This is a genomic window from Nocardioides marinisabuli (genome assembly GCF_013466785.1).
In the GTDB taxonomy this organism is placed as follows: domain Bacteria; phylum Actinomycetota; class Actinomycetes; order Propionibacteriales; family Nocardioidaceae; genus Nocardioides; species Nocardioides marinisabuli.
Genome location: NZ_CP059163.1, coordinates 2,427,693 through 2,444,723, shown reverse-complemented (window position 1 = coordinate 2,444,723; position 17,031 = coordinate 2,427,693). Strand labels below are relative to the sequence as shown.

Genomic DNA, 17,031 nt, shown 5'->3' with positions numbered 1-17,031 from the left:
CCCGGTGCGCGAGGTGATGGTGCGTGACCTGCACACCGACGAGCTCGAGGAGCCCGAGCGGTGGCCCGGCTGCGCCGGGGGGGGCCCACCAGCAGCCGGCCGTGCCGGCACTGGGAGCGCCGGCCGCGGCGGACCGGGGCCTGACCCGTCGGCCTCAGTCGCCGACCCAGAAGCCGCGGCCGCCGAACCAGTCGCCCATCGACCCGCCGGCGCCACCGCTGCGACCCGCCCGGCCCCCGAGGTAGGAGCCGACGACCGCGGCGCCCAGGTCGTCGAGCTCGGGGGCGACCACCCGTCCGTCCACCCGGCGCGCCATCTGCTCGATGAACCGCGCCAGCCCCGGGTCCTCGCCGAGGCGGAAGAAGGTGGTCTGGGCGCCGAGGCGCATCGACGTGTCGAGCTCGCGCACCGCGTGCGCCACCGTCAGCGGGTGCGGCGGGTAGGAGAAGAAGACCTCGCCGCCCGCCTCGAGGTGCGAGGTCGGCTCGCCGTCGGTGACGACCAGCAGCACCGGCTGGGCGTTGGGGTGCCTGCGGAAGTGCCGGTTGGCCAGCAGCAGCGCGTGGTGCAGGTTGGTGCCCTTCTCCCAGCGCGCGTCGAGGGCGGTGAGCTGCTCGATCTCCATCACCTCGGCGTGCCGGCCGAAGCCGACCAGCTGCAGCGCGTCGCCGCGGAAGCGGCTGCGGATCAGGGTGTGCAGCGCCAGGGCGGTGCGCTTCATCGGCACCCAGCGCCCGTCCATGGCCATCGAGAACGATGTGTCGACCAGCAGCGCGACGGCCGCCTGGGTGCGGGCCTCGGTCTCCTGCACCTCGACGTCGTCGACCTGCAGCCGCACGCCCGAGGTGGCCGAGCCGCCCTCGCCGACGGTGCGGGTGATGGCGTTGGTGACGGTGCGGGTGACGTCCCACGGCTCGGTGTCGCCGAAGGCCCAGGCGCGCGTGGCGCCCGAGCGCTCCCCCGCCGCGCCGGCCCGGTCCATGTCGCGCTGGCCCTGGCGCCCCGACATCCGCTGCGCGACGTCGCGCAGCAGCGAGCGGCCCAGCTGGCGCATCGCCTTGGGGGTCAGCCGCAGCGCGCCGTCGGAGCCGCGCTGCAGGGTGCCGGCCTCGCGCAGCGCGCGCTCGAGCTGCTGCAGCTCGCGCGCGCTGGTCGAGGCGTCGTCGCCGAGCTGGCGGGCCAGCGCGTCGAGGTCGAGGTCGTCCATCCGGGCGCCGCCGTAGGACTGCGAGAGCTGCTCGGAGAGCGCGTCGAGCTCGGCGAGGTCCTGGAAGACGCCGGTGCCGTCGCCGAGGCCGACGCCCTGCGCGCCCTCGCCGCCCATCTGCTCCGAGCCGGTCCAGTCCTCGCCGGGGCGCAGCGCCTGCAGGTGCGAGTCGAGGCGGGCCAGCGACTCCATCAGCTGCGGCGAGCCGAAGGCCTGCGCCGAGAGCTCCATGAGCTGCTGGCGCTGCTCGGGGCTCATCGAGGCCAGCATCCGCTGCGCGGCCGCGGCGCGGGCCGCCATCGCGTCGAGCAGCTCGTCGAGGCTCCCGGGCTGCTCGGGGAAGTGCTCCCCGTGCTGGCGCATGAACTCCTCGAAGTCCTCCGGGGTGTCCTCGCCGCGCTCGCGCTTCTCGAGGAGCTCGTTGAGGTCGGTGAGCATCGCGTCGATGGCGGCCCGGTCCTCGTCGGTGGCGTTCTCGAGGGCCTGCTTCATCCCCTGGAAGCGCTGGTCGAGCAGCTCGCGGCCCAGCAGGTCCTTGATCTGCTCGTACGTCTCCCGCGCCTCGCGGCTCTGCCAGTCGTACGACGCCAGCTCGCTGACCGCGGCCGCCGCGTTGGGCGGCAGGCTGTCGAGCTGCATCTCGCGCAGGGCCCGGTCGCCGTCGTCCATCTCGACGTCGCGGGCCAGCTGCTTGCGCTCCTCGAGCACGGCCGCGTCGAGCAGCTCGCGGACCTCCTGCAGGGTGCCGTCGAGGTCGTGGCGCTCCAACAGCTCGCGACGCCGCTCCGCGACCCGGCGGGCCAGGTCGTCGAGGCCCTGCCGGTCGCCGGCGCCGCGGCGCAGCAGCTCGCGCAGCGCCCGCTCGGGGCTGTAGCCGGCCATCACGTCCTCGCCGATCTCGTCGAGGGCCTCGGCGAGGTCGACCGGGGGCGCCAGGGGGTCGGGCCCGCCGTCGTAGCGCCCGTAGCGCGAGGCGCGGCGCTGCGACCAGATGTCAGCCATAGACGCTCTCGCCCCGGCCCGAGGCCTTGCTGACCCGGCGCGCCAGGAACAGCCCCTCGAGGGCCAGCTCGATCGCGCCCGCGCGGCGGCCGTCGGTGTCGGCGTCGAGCCGGTCGCAGATGTCGTCGTAGAGCTCGGACTCACCGAGCACGGGCAGGCCCGCGAGCAGGTCGCGGGCGGTGACCTGCTCGCCGGTGGTCACCATCTTCCCGGCCTCGAGGGCGTCGACGAGCAGGCCCATGTCGAGGCCGCGGAAGTGCTCGCGCACGGTCTCGGCCACGGCGGTGCGCAGCAGGTGGGTCAGCACCTCGGCCTCGCGGCCCTCCTCGCCGCTCTCGAACTCGATCTTGCCGCCGAGCACGTCGACGGCGGTCTCGAGGTCGACGACGCGGGCCACGGCCGCGTCCTCGCCCTGCGCGGTCGCGCGGTGCAGGGCGGCCGCGGCGATGGTCTCGGCGCCCGCGATGGCGAAGCGGGCCGAGACGCCGGAGCGCTGGTCGACCGAGGTCGAGCCGCGCAGGTGGCGGGTGAAGCGGGCCAGGATCTCGACCAGGTGGTCGGGCACGTCGACGAGCGTGGGGTCGATCGCGGCCTCCTGCCGGATCACCGCGACCTCGTCGTGCAGCTCGGTCGGGTAGTGGGTGCGGATCTCGGCGCCGAAGCGGTCCTTGAGCGGGGTGATGATCCGGCCGCGGTTGGTGTAGTCCTCGGGGTTGGCGCTGGCCACGACCAGCACGTCGAGCGGCAGGCGCAGCACGTAGCCGCGGATCTGGATGTCGCGCTCCTCCATCACGTTGAGCATCGAGACCTGGATCCGCTCGGCGAGGTCGGGCAGCTCGTTGATCGCCACGATGCCGCGGTGGCTGCGCGGGATCAGGCCGTAGTGGATCGTCTCGGGGTCGCCCAGCGAGCGCCCCTCGGCCACCTTCATCGGGTCGACGTCGCCGATCAGGTCGGCCACCGAGGTGTCGGGGGTCGCGAGCTTCTCGGCGTACCGCTCCTCGCGGGCCCGCCACTCGACGGGCAGGTCGTCGCCGAGCTCGAGGGCCCGGCGCCGCGAGGCGACGGTGATCGGCTCGTAGGGGTGCTCGCCGAGGTCGGAGCCGGCGATCACCGGGGTCCACTCGTCGAGCAGGCCGACCATGGTGCGCAGCAGCCGGGTCTTGCCCTGGCCGCGCTCGCCGAGGAGCACCACGTCGTGGCCGGCGATCAGGGCCCGCTCGAGCTGCGGCACGACGGTGTCCTCGAAGCCGTGCAGCCCCGGCCACGGGTCGCGGCCCTCGCGCAGGTGGGCCAGCAGGTTGTCGCGCAGCTCGGTGCGCAGCGGCTTGTGCTGGTGGCCCGAGGCGCGCAGCTCCCCGAGCGTAACGATCGTGGGCTGGGCGGTGGCAGGCACGGTCTCGGCGGTCACACGACCACGCTACTGCGCGGGCCAACCACGCGGCCCGGGGTCGGCTCGGCCTACTCCGGGGAGGGGACGACCATCACCGCGCCGTGCGCGTGCTCGAGCACCGAGGTCACCACCGACGGGAAGAGCAGCTCACCCAGACCGTGCTGGCGGTGGTAGCCGAGCACGACCAGGTCGCGTCCCTGCGCCTCCGCCACGAGCACCTGGTCGGCGAGCCCCCGCACGATGCGGGTCTCCACCTCCACGTCGGGGTGCTTCTCGGCGAGCCCCGCGGTCGTCTCGGCGACCAGGCTGCGCACGTCGGCGGCGTCATCTGTCTCGTCGACGACCATCGCGCCGGCGTAGGCCACGCGGGCGTCCCAGAAGCAGTGCAGCACCGTGACCTTCTCGCCGGTCGCGGCCGCCTGGTCGTACGCCGCCGCCACCGCACCCATCGAGCGCTGCGTGCCGTCGATGCCCACCAGGATGCCGCCGCCCCCGGTGCCCCCGGGCCGCACGACCACGACCGGGCAGTGGGCGTGGCGCGCCACGGCGGCGCTGACCGAGCCGAGCAGCAGCGAGCGCAGCGGCCCGCGTCCGCGCGAGCCCAGCACCAGCAGCGAGGCGTGCTTGGAGAGCCGCAGCAGCTCGCCGCGCACGTCGCCCCGGCCGACCGCCGTCTCGACGGTCAGGTCGGGGTGCAGCGAGAGCGCCTTGTCGCGGGCGGCGTTGACCCGGTCGGCCCCGGCGGAGGAGAGCTCGGCGTAGAGCACCGCGTGGTCGATGCCGGCGGTGTCGAGCCACATGCTCGGTACCGGCTCCCACACCGAGACGATCGCCAGCGGGCGGTGGTGCAGGTGGGCCTGCCGGGCCGCCCAGGCCAGCGCCTCCTCGGCGTGCTCGGACCCGTCGACGGCGACCACGACGGCCCCCGTGGACGACACGTGGTCGGCGATCTTGTGGCCGGTGGGCTGCGTCTGCGCGTTCTCGAGGTTCTCCGGTGTGGTGTCCATGGCTTCACCCTGCCCGCGGCCGGGTCGCACGCCGAGGGGCTGTGGTCGCCCACCCGCGGGACCTTGGTCCCGAGCGACCCGCGGGCACGGACGGGGCTGGACGGGGCTGGACGGGGCTGGTCCTAGGCTGCGGGGGTGCAGACGGCGGCGGTGGTGGCGGTGGCGGTGCTCGCGGCCGCGCTCGCGGTGTGCGGGGTGCTGCTGGTGCGCGCCCGGCGTGAGCTCGACGTGTCGCGCCGGATGGTCGTCCAGCTCGAGGCCGACCTCGACGCCGCGCTGCGCCCCTCCCCCGCGCTCTCCCCCACCGAGCGCGCCCTGCGGGCGGTGGTCGGGACAGCCTCGCGCGTGCGCCGCGAGGGAGTCGCGGGGATGCTGGGCTCCTCGCTGGAGGACCTGCAGGCCTGGGCCCTGGAGAAGCGCCCCGACATCCTGCAGGTCGCGGCCGCCGATGGCACCCTGACGCTGCTCTTCTCCGACATCGAGGGCTCGACCACCCTCAACCACCGGCTCGGCGACCGCGCCTGGGTCAAGGTGCTCGAGGCGCACGACCAGCTGGTGCGCTCGCACGTGGAGCGGCACCGAGGCCAGGTCGTCAAGAGCGCGGGCGACGGCTTCATGGTCGCCTTCCGCGACCCCTACGCGGCCGTGCGCGCCGCCCGCGGCATCCAGCGCTCGCTGGCCCGCACCCTCGACCCACGGCTGCGGCTGACCCAGGTGCGGGTGCGCATCGGGGTGCACTGCGGGCCGGTGATCTCGCGCGACGGCGACTACTTCGGGCGCAACGTGGCGCTCGCGGCACGCGTCGCCGACCTCGCCGACGGGGGCGAGGTGCTGGTGACCGAGGCCGTGCGGGCCGAGGTCGAGGGCGCCGACGAGCGGCGGATGCGCTTCGAGGAGGCCGGCGAGATCGAGCTCAAGGGCCTGCCCGGCGAGCACATCCTGTGGCGGCTGGTGGTGGAGACGTGAGCGACGACCAGCACGCCCTGGGCGCAGCCGCCGGCCCCTGCCCCTGCGGCACCGGCGCGTCGTACGACGCCTGCTGCGGTCCGCTGCACCGGGGCGCCCGGCTCGCCGAGACGCCGGTGGAGCTGATGCGCAGCCGCTACAGCGCCTTCGCGCTCGGCCGCGTCGACCACCTCTTCCGGACCTGGCACCCGCGCACCCGCCCCGCCGACCTGGTGGAGGAGGGCCTCGACCCCGCCCGCACCTGGACCGGCCTCGAGGTGCTCGACCACGGCGACGACTGGGTCGAGTTCGTGGCCCACCACCGCGACACGGCCGCCTCGGGCGTGGTCACCCGCGGGACCCTGCGCGAGCTGAGCCGCTTCGAGCGGCGGGCCGGTCGCTGGTTCTACGTCGACGGCACTTTCGGCGGCTGACGTCGGGACCAAGGACCCTGGGGGCTCGCTCCGGGCGGGCGTGACGATGGGCGACGTCCCCCTTCCACCGTCCCCTTCCACCGTGAGGTCATCGTGCAGGAGTCAGTCGAGCTGTCCGAGAGCGAGTGCGAGGCGCTGCTGCGCGCCGGCGTCGTGGGCAGGGTCGCGATCTCGACACCCGACGGCCCGCACATCGTGCCGGTCAACTACGCGGTCGTCGACAGCCGCGTCATCGTGCGCACCACGCCGTACTCCGTGCTGGGCAGCAACGCGCGCGGGGCGGTGCTCGCCTTCGAGGTCGACGGCTTCGACCACGAGCGCCAGCGCGGCTGGAGCGTCGTCGCGCGGGGACGCAGCGAGGTCGTCCACGACGCCGAGGAGCTCGAGCAGGTGCGCAAGGTCTGGGAGCCGCGGCCGTGGGCGGCCGGCACCCGCTCCCTCTACGTCGCGATCCCGTGGACCCAGGTCTCCGGACGTCGCCTGGGCGGGACCTGGGACCCGATGAGCACCCTGCCGTCACGTCGCGTGCTGTGAGCCCTGCTGTGACAATGGGGCGATGACCCAGCAGCGACGCCACCCCGAGCTCGCCGGCTCGGCGCAGGCCCTGCTCGACGCGGTGGTCGCCATCTCCTCCGACCTCGACCTGCCCAGCGTGCTGTCCCGCATCGTCGAGTCGGCCCGCGAGCTGACCGGGGCCCGTTTCGGCGCGCTGGGGGTGGTGAGCCCCGACGGCGGGCTCAGCGAGTTCATCACCTCGGGCCTCGACCCCCACGAGCGCGAGCAGATCGGCGCCCCACCCCGGGGCCGCGGGATCCTGGGCCTGCTCATCGAGCACCCGGAGCCGCTGCGGATGCCCGACCTGGGCGAGCACCCTTCGTCGTACGGCTTCCCGCCGAACCACCCGCCGATGCGGTCCTTCCTGGGGGTGCCCGTACGAATCCGTGGCACCGTCTTCGGCAACCTCTACCTGACCGAGAAGGAGGGGGCCGCGCAGTTCAGCGACGCCGACACGGTGCTCGTGGAGGCACTGGCCTCGGCAGCCGGCTTCGTCATCGACAACGCCAGGGCCTACGGGCTCAGCGAGCGACGACGCCAGTGGCTGCAGGCCGCCGCCGAGCTCAGCGATGCGCTGCAACCACCGGTGCCTCGCGAGGACGCGCTCGAGCGGATCGCCTGGTCGGCCTGCGCGATGGCCCGCGCCGACGCCGCGGCCATCGTCAGCCTCTCCCGTCCGCCGCGCGAGGCGGCCCAGAACGCGGTGGTGGCGGGCCCGGACCGGGGCCACGGGTCCGCAGGCGGCGAGGTCCGCGAGCTGGTCGCCCGGGCCCTGGAGACGCTGGCCCACGGCTCCGAGGCGGAGGAGGGCGACGTGGGGTCGAGGCGGGTCCTCGTCGTGCCGCTGCGCGCCCACCTGGCCGAGCGCACCGCGCTGGTGCTGCTCTTCGAGGGCGTCGGCCCCCTCGAGGTCGAGGAGCGCGAGCTGATGATCTCCTTCGCCGACCAGGCCGCCCTCGCCCTCGACCGGGCGCAGGCCCTCGACGAGCGGGCCGAGCTGGCCGTCATCTCCGACCGCGAGCGGATCGCCCGCGACCTGCACGACGTGGTGATCCAGCGGCTCTTCGCCACCGGCCTGCAGCTGCAGGGCGCCCAGATGCTCGCCGACCCCGATCTGGCCACGCGTCTCGACAAGGCGGTCGCCGACCTCGACCTGACCATCCGCGACATCCGCGGCTCGATCTTCGAGCTGCAGCACCGCGAGCGGTCCTCGCTGCGCTCGGAGGTCCGCACGCTGGTGCGCGAGTACGTGCCGGCTCTCGGCTTCTCGCCGGTCGTGCGCACCGCTGGCCCCCTCGACACCGGTGTGCCCGGGTCGGTGCGCGAGCAGCTGGTCCCGGTGCTGCGCGAGGCGCTCTCGAACCTGTCGCGCCACGCCCTGGCCGACCACGCCGAGGTCGACCTCACGCTGGGCGAGAGCGCGCTGGTGCTGCGCGTGGACGACGACGGGGTGGGCCTGCCCGCCCAGGTCGTCGAGAGCGGCATGCGCAACGCCCGGCGCCGCGCAGAGGCCCTCGGCGGCTCCTGCGAGATCTCGCGGCGCGAGCCCACCGGCACCTCCTTCGTGTGGAGCGTCCCGGTCGGCTGAGTGCGTCAGCGGGCGTTGCCGTCGGGGCCCAGCAGCCGGCTCGCCAGGACGGCGGCCTGGGTGCGCCGCTGGAGACCGAGCTTGGCCAGGATGGCCGAGACGTAGTTCTTGATCGTCTTCTCCGCCAGGAACATCCGCTCCCCGATCTGGCGGTTCGTCAGCCCCTCCGCGATCAGCGCCAGCAGCTCGAGCTCACGCTCGGTGAGGTCGGCGAGCTCGGGGGCGCTCGCGGGGCCGTTGCGCACCCGCTCGAGCACCCGTGCCGTCAGGGCGGGGTCGATGAGCGAGTTGCCGTCGGCCACCTGACGGACGGCACCCACGAGGTTGAGGCCGGTCACCTCCTTGAGCACGTAGCCCGAGGCGCCGGCCATGATCGCGGCGAACAGCGCCTCGTCGTCGTCGTACGACGTCAGGATCAGCGCCCGCACCGACGGGTCGACGGCCCGGACCGCTCGGCACACCTCGATGCCGGACCCGTCGGGGAGCCGGGCATCGAGGACGGCGACGTCGGGGCGCAGCGCCGGGATGCGCGCGGTGGCCTCCTCGGCCAGCCCTGACTCCCCCACCACCTCGATGCCGCCCGCCGCCTCGAGCAGGGCGCGCAGGCCCTGGCGCACGACCTCGTGGTCGTCGAGGAGGAAGACGCGGATGACGCGGTGCTCGGTCTCGGCCATGGGCGCGGGCCTCTCGGTGCGACGGCAGGAGCCCCATCATCACACCGGGCCCGCAAATGACAGCAGCCCCACCGCGGTGCGGTGGGGCTGCTGCGAAGAATTGTCCGGCGGCGTCCTACTCTCCCACAACCTCTCGGTTGCAGTACCATCGGCGCTGAAAGGCTTAACTTCCGGGTTCGGGATGGGACCGGGTGTTTCCCTTTCGCTATGGCCGCCGTAACTCTTGCGGCACACACCCCAGGTAGATGATCACTGGGTGGCGTGTGTGCCAAGCCATTATTCACATGTGATGACACGTGTGTTGTGTGTGTTGGATTCGTGGACGCGAACAGCCTTTGCAGGTTCAGCTGAGTGGTTGTGGGACAAGCCCTCGGCCTATTAGTACCGGTCGGCTAGGCATTGCTGCTGTACACCTCCGGCCTATCAACCCAGTGTTCTGCTGGGGGCCTTACCCGGTTGACCCGGTGGGAAACCTCATCTTGAAACGTGCTTCCCGCTTAGATGCATTCAGCGGTTATCACTTCCGAACGTAGCTAACCAGCCGTGCCCCTGGCGGGACAACTGGCACACCAGAGGTTCGTCCATCCCGGTCCTCTCGTACTAGGGACAGCCTTTCTCAAGTTTCCTGCGCGCGCGGCGGATAGGGACCGAACTGTCTCACGACGTTCTAAACCCAGCTCGCGTGCCGCTTTAATGGGCGAACAGCCCAACCCTTGGGACCTACTCCAGCCCCAGGATGCGACGAGCCGACATCGAGGTGCCAAACCATCCCGTCGATATGGACTCTTGGGGAAGATCAGCCTGTTATCCCCGGGGTACCTTTTATCCGTTGAGCGACGTCGCTTCCACATGCCGACGCCGGATCACTAGTTCCGACTTTCGTCCCTGCTCGACATGTCTGTCTCACAGTCAAGCTCCCTTGTGCACTTACACTCGCCACCTGATTGCCAACCAGGCTGAGGGAACCTTTGAGCGCCTCCGTTACTCTTTAGGAGGCAACCGCCCCAGTTAAACTACCCATCAGGCACTGTCCCTGATCCGGATAACGGACCTAGGTTAGACATCTAGTACGACCAGAGTGGTATTTCAACGATGACTCCACACTCACTGGCGTGAATGCTTCACAGTCTCCCACCTATCCTACACAAGCCGAACCAAACACCAATACCAAACTATAGTAAAGGTCCCGGGGTCTTTCCGTCCTGCCGCGCGTAACGAGCATCTTTACTCGTAGTGCAATTTCGCCGAGTCCACGGTTGAGACAGCGCCCAAGTCGTTACTCCATTCGTGCAGGTCGGAACTTACCCGACAAGGAATTTCGCTACCTTAGGATGGTTATAGTTACCACCGCCGTTTACTGGGGCTTAAATTCTCCGCTTCGAACATTGCTGCTCTAACAGGTCCTCTTAACCTTCCAGCACCGGGCAGGAGTCAGTCCGTATACATCGTCTTACAACTTCGCACGGACCTGTGTTTTTAGTAAACAGTCGCTTGGGCCTGGTCTCTGCGGCCCTTCCCGCTCCCACCGCAAGGGTGTTCACGTTCCGGGCCCCCCTTCTCCCGAAGTTACGGGGGCATTTTGCCGAGTTCCTTAACCGTGGTTCGCTCGATCGCCTTAGTATTCTCTACCTGATCACCTGAGTCGGTTTGGGGTACGGGCGGCGCATAGCTCGCTAGAGGTTTTTCTCGACAGCATAGGATCATCCACTTCCCCCCAACGGGGTCCCCATCACATCTCAAGCCCGACATCAAAGTCAGAGATCCGGATTTGCCTAGATCTCGCCCTACATGCTTAGCCGTACACAACCATCGGTACGGTTGGACTACCTTCCTGCGTCACCCCATCGCTTGACTACTACCAGTTCGGGTCCCACGCTACGCTCAACCGCCTCGCCCCGAAGGGTCCGGTCGGCTGAGTTTCAGATGGTTAGCATCACCGGGTTCGTCATGGGCGCTACTTTGCCGGTACGGGAATATCAACCCGTTGTCCATCGACTACGCCTGTCGGCCTCGCCTTAGGTCCCGACTTACCCAGGGCAGATTAGCTTGACCCTGGAACCCTTGATCATTCGGCGCACGTGTTTCTCACACGTGATTCGCTACTCATGCCTGCATTCTCACTCGTGTCGCATCCACACCTGGATCACTCCGGCGCTTCACTCGCGACACGACGCTCCCCTACCCATCCACACACCTGAACACCCATCAAGTGGGTGCTGGGCTTATGTGAATGCCATAGCTTCGGCGGATGACTTGAGCCCCGCTACATTGTCGGCGCGGAATCACTTGACCAGTGAGCTATTACGCACTCTTTCAAGGGTGGCTGCTTCCAAGCCAACCTCCTGGTTGTCAGTGCGACTCCACATCCTTTTCCACTTAGTCACCGCTTAGGGGCCTTAGCTGATGGTCTGGGCTGTTTCCCTCTCGACTACGGAGCTTATCCCCCGCAGTCTCACTGCTGCGCTCTCACTTACCGGCATTCGGAGTTTGGTTAACGTCAGTAACCTGGTCGGGCCCATCGGCTATCCAGTGCTCTACCTCCGGCAAGAAACACGCAACGCTGCACCTAAATGCATTTCGGGGAGAACCAGCTATCACGAAGTTTGATTGGCCTTTCACCCCTATCCACAGGTCATCCCCTCAGTTTTCAACCTAAGTGGGTTCGGTCCTCCACGCGGTCTTACCCGCGCTTCAACCTGCCCATGGATAGATCACTTCGCTTCGGGTCTTGATCGTGCTACTCAGACGCCCTATTCGGACTCGCTTTCGCTACGGCTTCCCCACACGGGTTAACCTCGCAACACAACGCAAACTCGCAGGCTCATTCTTCAAAAGGCACGCCGTCACCCCATCACCACAAGGATGAGTAAGGCTCCGACGGATTGTAGGCACACGGTTTCAGGTACTATTTCACTCCCCGCCAGGGGTACTTTTCACCTTTCCCTCACGGTACTTGTCCGCTATCGGTCATCAAGGAGTATTTAGGCTTAACGGGTGGTCCCGCCAGATTCACACGGAATTTCAGGGGTTCCGTGTTACTTGGGATGTCGCATCACAGTCGACTGCTTACACTTACGGGGCTATCACCCTCTACGGCGCCACTTTCCAGCGGACTTCAACTTCACAGACGATTTCTTACTGTGTGGTAGGCCGGCAGACCCACCCATGCGATCCCACAACCCCACATACACAACCCCTGCCGGGTATCACATGTACGTGGTTTGGCCTCATCCGATTTCGCTCGCCACTACTCTCGGAATCACTATTGTTTTCTCTTCCTGTGGGTACTGAGATGTTTCACTTCCCCACGTTCCCTCCACACACCCTATATATTCAGGCGCGGGTAACTGGACATGACTCCAGCTGGGTTTCCCCATTCGGACACCCCCGGATCACAGCTTGGTTGCCAACTCCCCAGGGCTTATCGCAGGCTCCTACGTCCTTCATCGGCTCTTGATGCCAAGGCATCCACCATGTGCCCTTCATAGCTTGTCTCACAAACACTCAACAAAAACTACAAAGACTAGATTAATTACACATCTAGAAAGACACGACCAACCACACCCACCCCACACAAGAGGCAGGCACATTGATCGCGTCAGATGCTCGCGTCCACTATCCAATTCACAAACAACCAGCCCACCAAGCCCCCAACCCCACCATCCGGTGGACCTGGGATACCAGGAGGCAACGAGCAACCAGTCACCTGATCCCTCAAAGCTCAACAGTGTGCCAACCCCGACCCGACCAGCAGAGATCTCCAGGTTCCACACCCCCACACACGCTCAGCAGAGCGTGCATACGGGTAGTACTGAGAAGACCCCGCCCACCAGGAACGGAGACATCATCGACGATTCCACTAGTGAACACCACCATGCGTACCAGAACAGTCGTCTGGTATCGGGGCGTGTGCTCCTTAGAAAGGAGGTGATCCAGCCGCACCTTCCGGTACGGCTACCTTGTTACGACTTCGTCCCAATCGCCAGCCCCACCTTCGACGGCTCCCTCCCACAAGGGGTTAGGCCACCGGCTTCGGGTGTTGCCGACTTTCGTGACGTGACGGGCGGTGTGTACAAGGCCCGGGAACGTATTCACCGCAGCGTTGCTGATCTGCGATTACTAGCGACTCCGACTTCATGGGGTCGAGTTGCAGACCCCAATCCGAACTGAGACCGGCTTTTTGGGATTCGCTCCCCCTCACGGGATCGCAGCCCTTTGTACCGGCCATTGTAGCATGCGTGAAGCCCTGGACATAAGGGGCATGATGACTTGACGTCATCCCCACCTTCCTCCGAGTTGACCCCGGCAGTCTCCTATGAGTCCCCACCATCCCGAAGGACGTGCTGGCAACATAGGACGAGGGTTGCGCTCGTTGCGGGACTTAACCCAACATCTCACGACACGAGCTGACGACAGCCATGCACCACCTGTACACCGACTAAAAGGGGCCGTATCTCTACAGCTTTCCGGTGTATGTCAAACCCAGGTAAGGTTCTTCGCGTTGCATCGAATTAATCCGCATGCTCCGCCGCTTGTGCGGGCCCCCGTCAATTCCTTTGAGTTTTAGCCTTGCGGCCGTACTCCCCAGGCGGGGCGCTTAATGCGTTAGCTGCGGCACGGAATCCGTGGAATGGACCCCACACCTAGCGCCCAACGTTTACGGTGTGGACTACCAGGGTATCTAATCCTGTTCGCTCCCCACACTTTCGCTCCTCAGCGTCAGGTCATTCCCAGAGAACCGCCTTCGCCACCGGTGTTCCTCCTGATATCTGCGCATTTCACCGCTACACCAGGAATTCCGTTCTCCCCTGAATACCTCTAGTCTGCCCGTATCGAAAGCAAGCACCGAGTTAAGCCCGGTGTTTTCACTCCCGACGCGACAAACCGCCTACGAGCCCTTTACGCCCAATAATTCCGGACAACGCTCGCACCCTACGTATTACCGCGGCTGCTGGCACGTAGTTGGCCGGTGCTTCTTCTGTAGGTACCGTCACTTGCGCTTCGTCCCTACTGAAAGAGGTTTACAACCGAAGGCCGTCATCCCTCACGCGGCGTTGCTGGATCAGGCTTCCGCCCATTGTCCAATATTCCCCACTGCTGCCTCCCGTAGGAGTCTGGGCCGTGTCTCAGTCCCAGTGTGGCCGGTCACCCTCTCAGGCCGGCTACCCGTCGAAGCCTTGGTAGGCCATTACCCCACCAACAAGCTGATAGCCGCGAGCACATCCCCCACCGAAAAAACTTTCCACCACCATCTCATGCGAGAAGCGGTCATATCCGGTATTAGACCCCGTTTCCGAGGCTTATCCGAAGTGAGGGGCAGATTACTCACGTGTTACTCACCCGTTCGCCGCTCGTGTACCCCGAAGGGCCTTACCGCTCGACTTGCATGTGTTAAGCACGCCGCCAGCGTTCGTCCTGAGCCAGGATCAAACTCTCCGTTGAAAAACAACACCACACCCACCCAAAAGAGCAGGATGCGGAAAAAGAGATGCCTGACAAGAGAACAAAACTGACAATTGTCAGAATTATCGTCTTACCAAAGAAACCATCAACCACAAACATCCAAAGACATCCATGATCGACGGGGCATAACAAACTAATTCGTCGACTATGACACACTGTTGAGTTCTCAAGAATCAGACGCACACCGTCCCAGCACCTCTCGGCACCAGCGGCGGGGCAACCTGCAGAAACTTACCCGTCCGGGTGTACCGCGTCAACTCCGGGGAGCTGCGCGACACTCGGCTGGCGAGCATCCGCCCCCAGGCACACCGACAGACCTGCCAGCGAGTCCTGCTGCTGGAGGTGCGAGGCGGTGACCTCGGGTCCTGCTGTCTCCCCCTCACCGGGCCTTTCGGCCGGCTGCCGGGGCAACGAGAAGAACATTAGGTCGGCTGTCCCGGAAGCGTCAATTCGGGGCGTCGCCACCCCCTCGAGGGCCCGTCCCGCGGGCCTTTCCGGGGGTCGGTGGGCAGGATGGCGCGGTGCTCCCCTCCCCCGTCGTGCGCCTGCGCGAGCCCCGCGACCTGCCCGCCCTGGTGTCGTCGCTGGCCGGGCAGCAGCCGACCTCGTCGTACCCGATGCGGTGGCCGCTGCCGTTCCCCGTCGAGCAGTTCGTCGTGCGCGAGGGCCAGGAGCGCGCGTGGGTCGCCGAGGTCGGGGGCCGCGTCGTGGGGCACGTGGCGGTCGGGCGCCCGCGCGGAGACGTCGAGCAGGCCTTCCTCGACGCGCTGGCCGTGCCCGACACGTCGGGGCTGGGCATCGTCGAGGTCCTCTTCACCGAGCTCGCTGCACGAGGCACCGGTGTCGGTGGGCTCCTGCTCGACACCGCGGTCGCGTGGCTGCGCGCGCAGGGCCGCACCCCGGTGCTCGACGTCGTGACCGACCACGGCACCGCCGTCGAGGTCTACGCCCACCGCGGGTGGCAGCAGGTCGGTCGCATCCGGCCGCCGTGGCTGCCCGGGTCGCGCGCCGACCTGCTGCTGATGGTGCTGCCGCCCGGTCGCTAGCGCGCCAGGACCACGGCGCTGCCGTGGCCGAAGAGGCCCTGGTTGGCGGTGACGCCGACCCGCGCCCCCTCGACCTGGCGCCCCTCGGCGCGACCGCGCAGCTGCCAGGTCAGCTCGCAGACCTGCGCCAGCGCCTGGGCGGGCACCGCCTCACCGAAGCAGGCCAGCCCGCCCGACGGGTTGACCGGGATGCGGCCGCCGATCGTCGTCTCCCCCGCCCGCAGCAGCTCCTCGGCCCGGCCGCGCCCGCAGAGCCCCAGGTCCTCGATCCAGTCGAGCTCGAGGGCGGTCGACAGGTCGTAGACCTCCGCGACGTCGACGTCGTCGGGGCCGATGCCGGCCTCCTCGTAGGCAGCCGCCGCCAGCGACTCCTTGAAGGTGCGCGCCGGCTCGACGCCCCCGCTGGCGTCGGTGGAGAGCATCGGCATGTCGAGCACCGTCTGCGGGAAGGTCGGCGTGACCGTGGAGACGGCCACCATCCGCACCGCCCCGTCGGCCAGGCCGTGGCGCCGCGCGTAGTCGTCGGAGACCAGCACGACCGCGGCGGCCCCGTCGGAGGTGGCGCAGATGTCGAGCAGGTGCAGCGGGTCGCTCACCACGGCGCTGGCCAGCACGTCGGCCACGCCGACCTCCTTGCGGTAGCGCGCGTAGGGGTTGGCCAGGCCGTGCCGCGAGTTCTTCACCTTCACCCGGGCGAAGTCCTCGGTCGTCGCGCCGTAGAGGTCCATGCGGCGGCGGGCGTACATCGCGAAGTACGCCGGGTTGGTCATGCCGAGCAGCCGGAAGCGCAGCCAGTCGGGGTCGTCCCAGCGCTCGCCGGCGTTGGGGGCCAGGAAGCCCTTGGGCGTGGTGTCGGCCCCCACCACCAGGGCCACCTCGCACAGCCCGGCGAGGATCCGCGCCCGTGCGGTGTCGAGCGCCTGCGCGCCGGTGGCGCAGGCGGCGTACGACGTCGCGATGCGCGCGCCGTTCCAGCCCAGCGCCTGCGCGAAGGTCGAGCCGGCGACGTAGCCGGCGTAGCCGTTGCGCACCGTCTCCCCACCCACGACCAGGTCGACGTCGGTCCACGGGACCCCCGCGTCGGTGAGCGCCTCGCGCGCGGCGTGCACGCCGTACTGCACGAAGCTGCGGCCCCACTTGCCCCACGGGTGCATCCCCACCCCGGCCACCGCGACGCCGCGCTGCTGCCCGGCGCTCACTGGTCGGCCTCCTCGCCCAGCTCGGTGACGTGGCCCGAGCCCAGCGGCAGCCACTTCCACATCAGGGCGTCGCCCACGGCCTCGGGCTCGACCACGAGCTCGGCCTCGGCGCCCACGCTCAGGTCGGCGACGCCGTAGCCGCGCGCGACCTGGCCCAGCACCACGATCCCCTCGGGCAGCTCGACCGCCGCGAGCGCGAACGGCTCGAACGGCTCGGCGGCGGCGTACGGCGCCGGCGGCTGGTACTGCGCGTCGGTGTAGGACCACACCCGGCCGCGGCGCGAGAGCGGCACCCGCTCGAACTCCTCGCCGTCGCAGGCCGGGTGCCGGCAGAAGCCGGCCGCCGACATCGTCGGCGGGAAGTAGACGGTGGCGCACGACGTGCACCGCTCGCCGGTGAGCGAGGGGTCGGGGCCGGTGGTGAACCATCCCTCGATGGCAGGTGCGGACATGCGCCCTCCAGAACTAGAACGTGTTCTCACTCTAGGGGGCGACGGGGTCCGCGGCCAGCACCGGTC

11 protein-coding genes and 3 rRNA genes are annotated in these 17,031 nt (G+C 68.4%); 5 read left to right on the top strand and 9 right to left on the bottom strand.

What is annotated here, in order from left to right; all coding sequences use genetic code 11:
- Nucleotides 1–154: 154 nt before the first annotated feature.
- From H0S66_RS20110 to H0S66_RS11645, 3 genes are read right to left on the bottom strand one after another with little or no spacing between them, the layout of a single operon-like run.
- Nucleotides 155–2,209 (bottom strand): vWA domain-containing protein, encoded by a 2,055-nt coding sequence (locus tag H0S66_RS20110; RefSeq protein ID WP_179615531.1) that lies wholly within the window; start codon nt 2,207–2,209, stop codon nt 155–157.
- On the bottom strand, nt 2,202–3,620 hold the full coding sequence (locus H0S66_RS11650) for a sigma 54-interacting transcriptional regulator (RefSeq protein WP_258016876.1): 1,419 nt from the start codon (nt 3,618–3,620) through the stop codon (nt 2,202–2,204). Before H0S66_RS11650 ends, H0S66_RS20110 begins: the two co-directional genes overlap by 8 nt.
- Before the next feature lie 50 nt (nt 3,621–3,670).
- Nucleotides 3,671–4,609: a universal stress protein gene (locus H0S66_RS11645; protein ID WP_179615530.1), complete on the bottom strand. Its 939-nt coding sequence runs from the start codon at nt 4,607–4,609 to the stop codon at nt 3,671–3,673.
- A gap of 135 nt (nt 4,610–4,744) precedes the next feature.
- On the opposite strand from H0S66_RS11645, the gene H0S66_RS11640 reads away from it, so the two are divergent.
- From H0S66_RS11640 to H0S66_RS11625, 4 genes are all read left to right on the top strand, one after another.
- Nucleotides 4,745–5,575: an adenylate/guanylate cyclase domain-containing protein gene (locus H0S66_RS11640; RefSeq protein WP_179615529.1), complete on the top strand. Its 831-nt coding sequence runs from the start codon at nt 4,745–4,747 to the stop codon at nt 5,573–5,575.
- On the top strand, nt 5,572–5,988 hold the full coding sequence (locus H0S66_RS11635; protein ID WP_258016875.1) for a YchJ family protein: 417 nt from the start codon (nt 5,572–5,574) through the stop codon (nt 5,986–5,988). The genes H0S66_RS11640 and H0S66_RS11635 overlap by 4 nt, the downstream gene beginning before the upstream one ends.
- A 93-nt stretch (nt 5,989–6,081) precedes the next feature.
- The gene (locus H0S66_RS11630) at nt 6,082–6,522 is read left to right on the top strand and encodes a pyridoxamine 5'-phosphate oxidase family protein (RefSeq protein ID WP_179615528.1); all 441 of its coding nucleotides are present in this window, start codon (nt 6,082–6,084) and stop codon (nt 6,520–6,522) included.
- A gap of 22 nt (nt 6,523–6,544) precedes the next feature.
- On the top strand, nt 6,545–8,131 hold the full coding sequence (locus H0S66_RS11625; protein WP_179615527.1) for a GAF domain-containing sensor histidine kinase: 1,587 nt from the start codon (nt 6,545–6,547) through the stop codon (nt 8,129–8,131).
- Between the two features lie 5 nt (nt 8,132–8,136).
- Here the strand turns inward: H0S66_RS11625 and H0S66_RS11620 are convergent, their stop codons facing one another.
- The 4 genes from H0S66_RS11620 to H0S66_RS11605 all read right to left on the bottom strand — a co-directional run bounded on the left by H0S66_RS11620 (nt 8,137) and on the right by H0S66_RS11605 (nt 14,247).
- Nucleotides 8,137–8,805 (bottom strand): response regulator, encoded by a 669-nt coding sequence (locus H0S66_RS11620; RefSeq protein ID WP_179615526.1) that lies wholly within the window; start codon nt 8,803–8,805, stop codon nt 8,137–8,139.
- A 102-nt stretch (nt 8,806–8,907) separates the two neighbouring features.
- A 5S ribosomal RNA gene (gene rrf, locus H0S66_RS11615) occupies nt 8,908–9,024 on the bottom strand.
- A 139-nt stretch (nt 9,025–9,163) separates the two neighbouring features.
- Nucleotides 9,164–12,300: ribosomal RNA gene (locus H0S66_RS11610) — 23S ribosomal RNA — on the bottom strand.
- A gap of 425 nt (nt 12,301–12,725) precedes the next feature.
- Nucleotides 12,726–14,247: ribosomal RNA gene (locus tag H0S66_RS11605) — 16S ribosomal RNA — on the bottom strand.
- The 16S, 23S and 5S rRNA genes sit together here, the layout of an rRNA operon.
- Nucleotides 14,248–14,789: 542 nt before the next feature.
- On the opposite strand from H0S66_RS11605, the gene H0S66_RS11600 reads away from it, so the two are divergent.
- On the top strand, nt 14,790–15,314 hold the full coding sequence (locus H0S66_RS11600) for a GNAT family N-acetyltransferase (protein WP_218876298.1): 525 nt from the start codon (nt 14,790–14,792) through the stop codon (nt 15,312–15,314).
- Here the strand turns inward: H0S66_RS11600 and H0S66_RS11595 are convergent.
- A complete protein-coding gene (locus H0S66_RS11595) occupies nt 15,311–16,513 on the bottom strand; it encodes a lipid-transfer protein (protein WP_179615525.1) in 1,203 nt (400 codons plus the stop codon). The genes H0S66_RS11600 and H0S66_RS11595 overlap by 4 nt on opposite strands.
- Nucleotides 16,510–16,965 (bottom strand): Zn-ribbon domain-containing OB-fold protein, encoded by a 456-nt coding sequence (locus tag H0S66_RS11590; protein WP_179615524.1) that lies wholly within the window; start codon nt 16,963–16,965, stop codon nt 16,510–16,512. Before H0S66_RS11590 ends, H0S66_RS11595 begins: the two co-directional genes overlap by 4 nt.
- Nucleotides 16,966–17,031 lie beyond the last annotated feature (66 nt).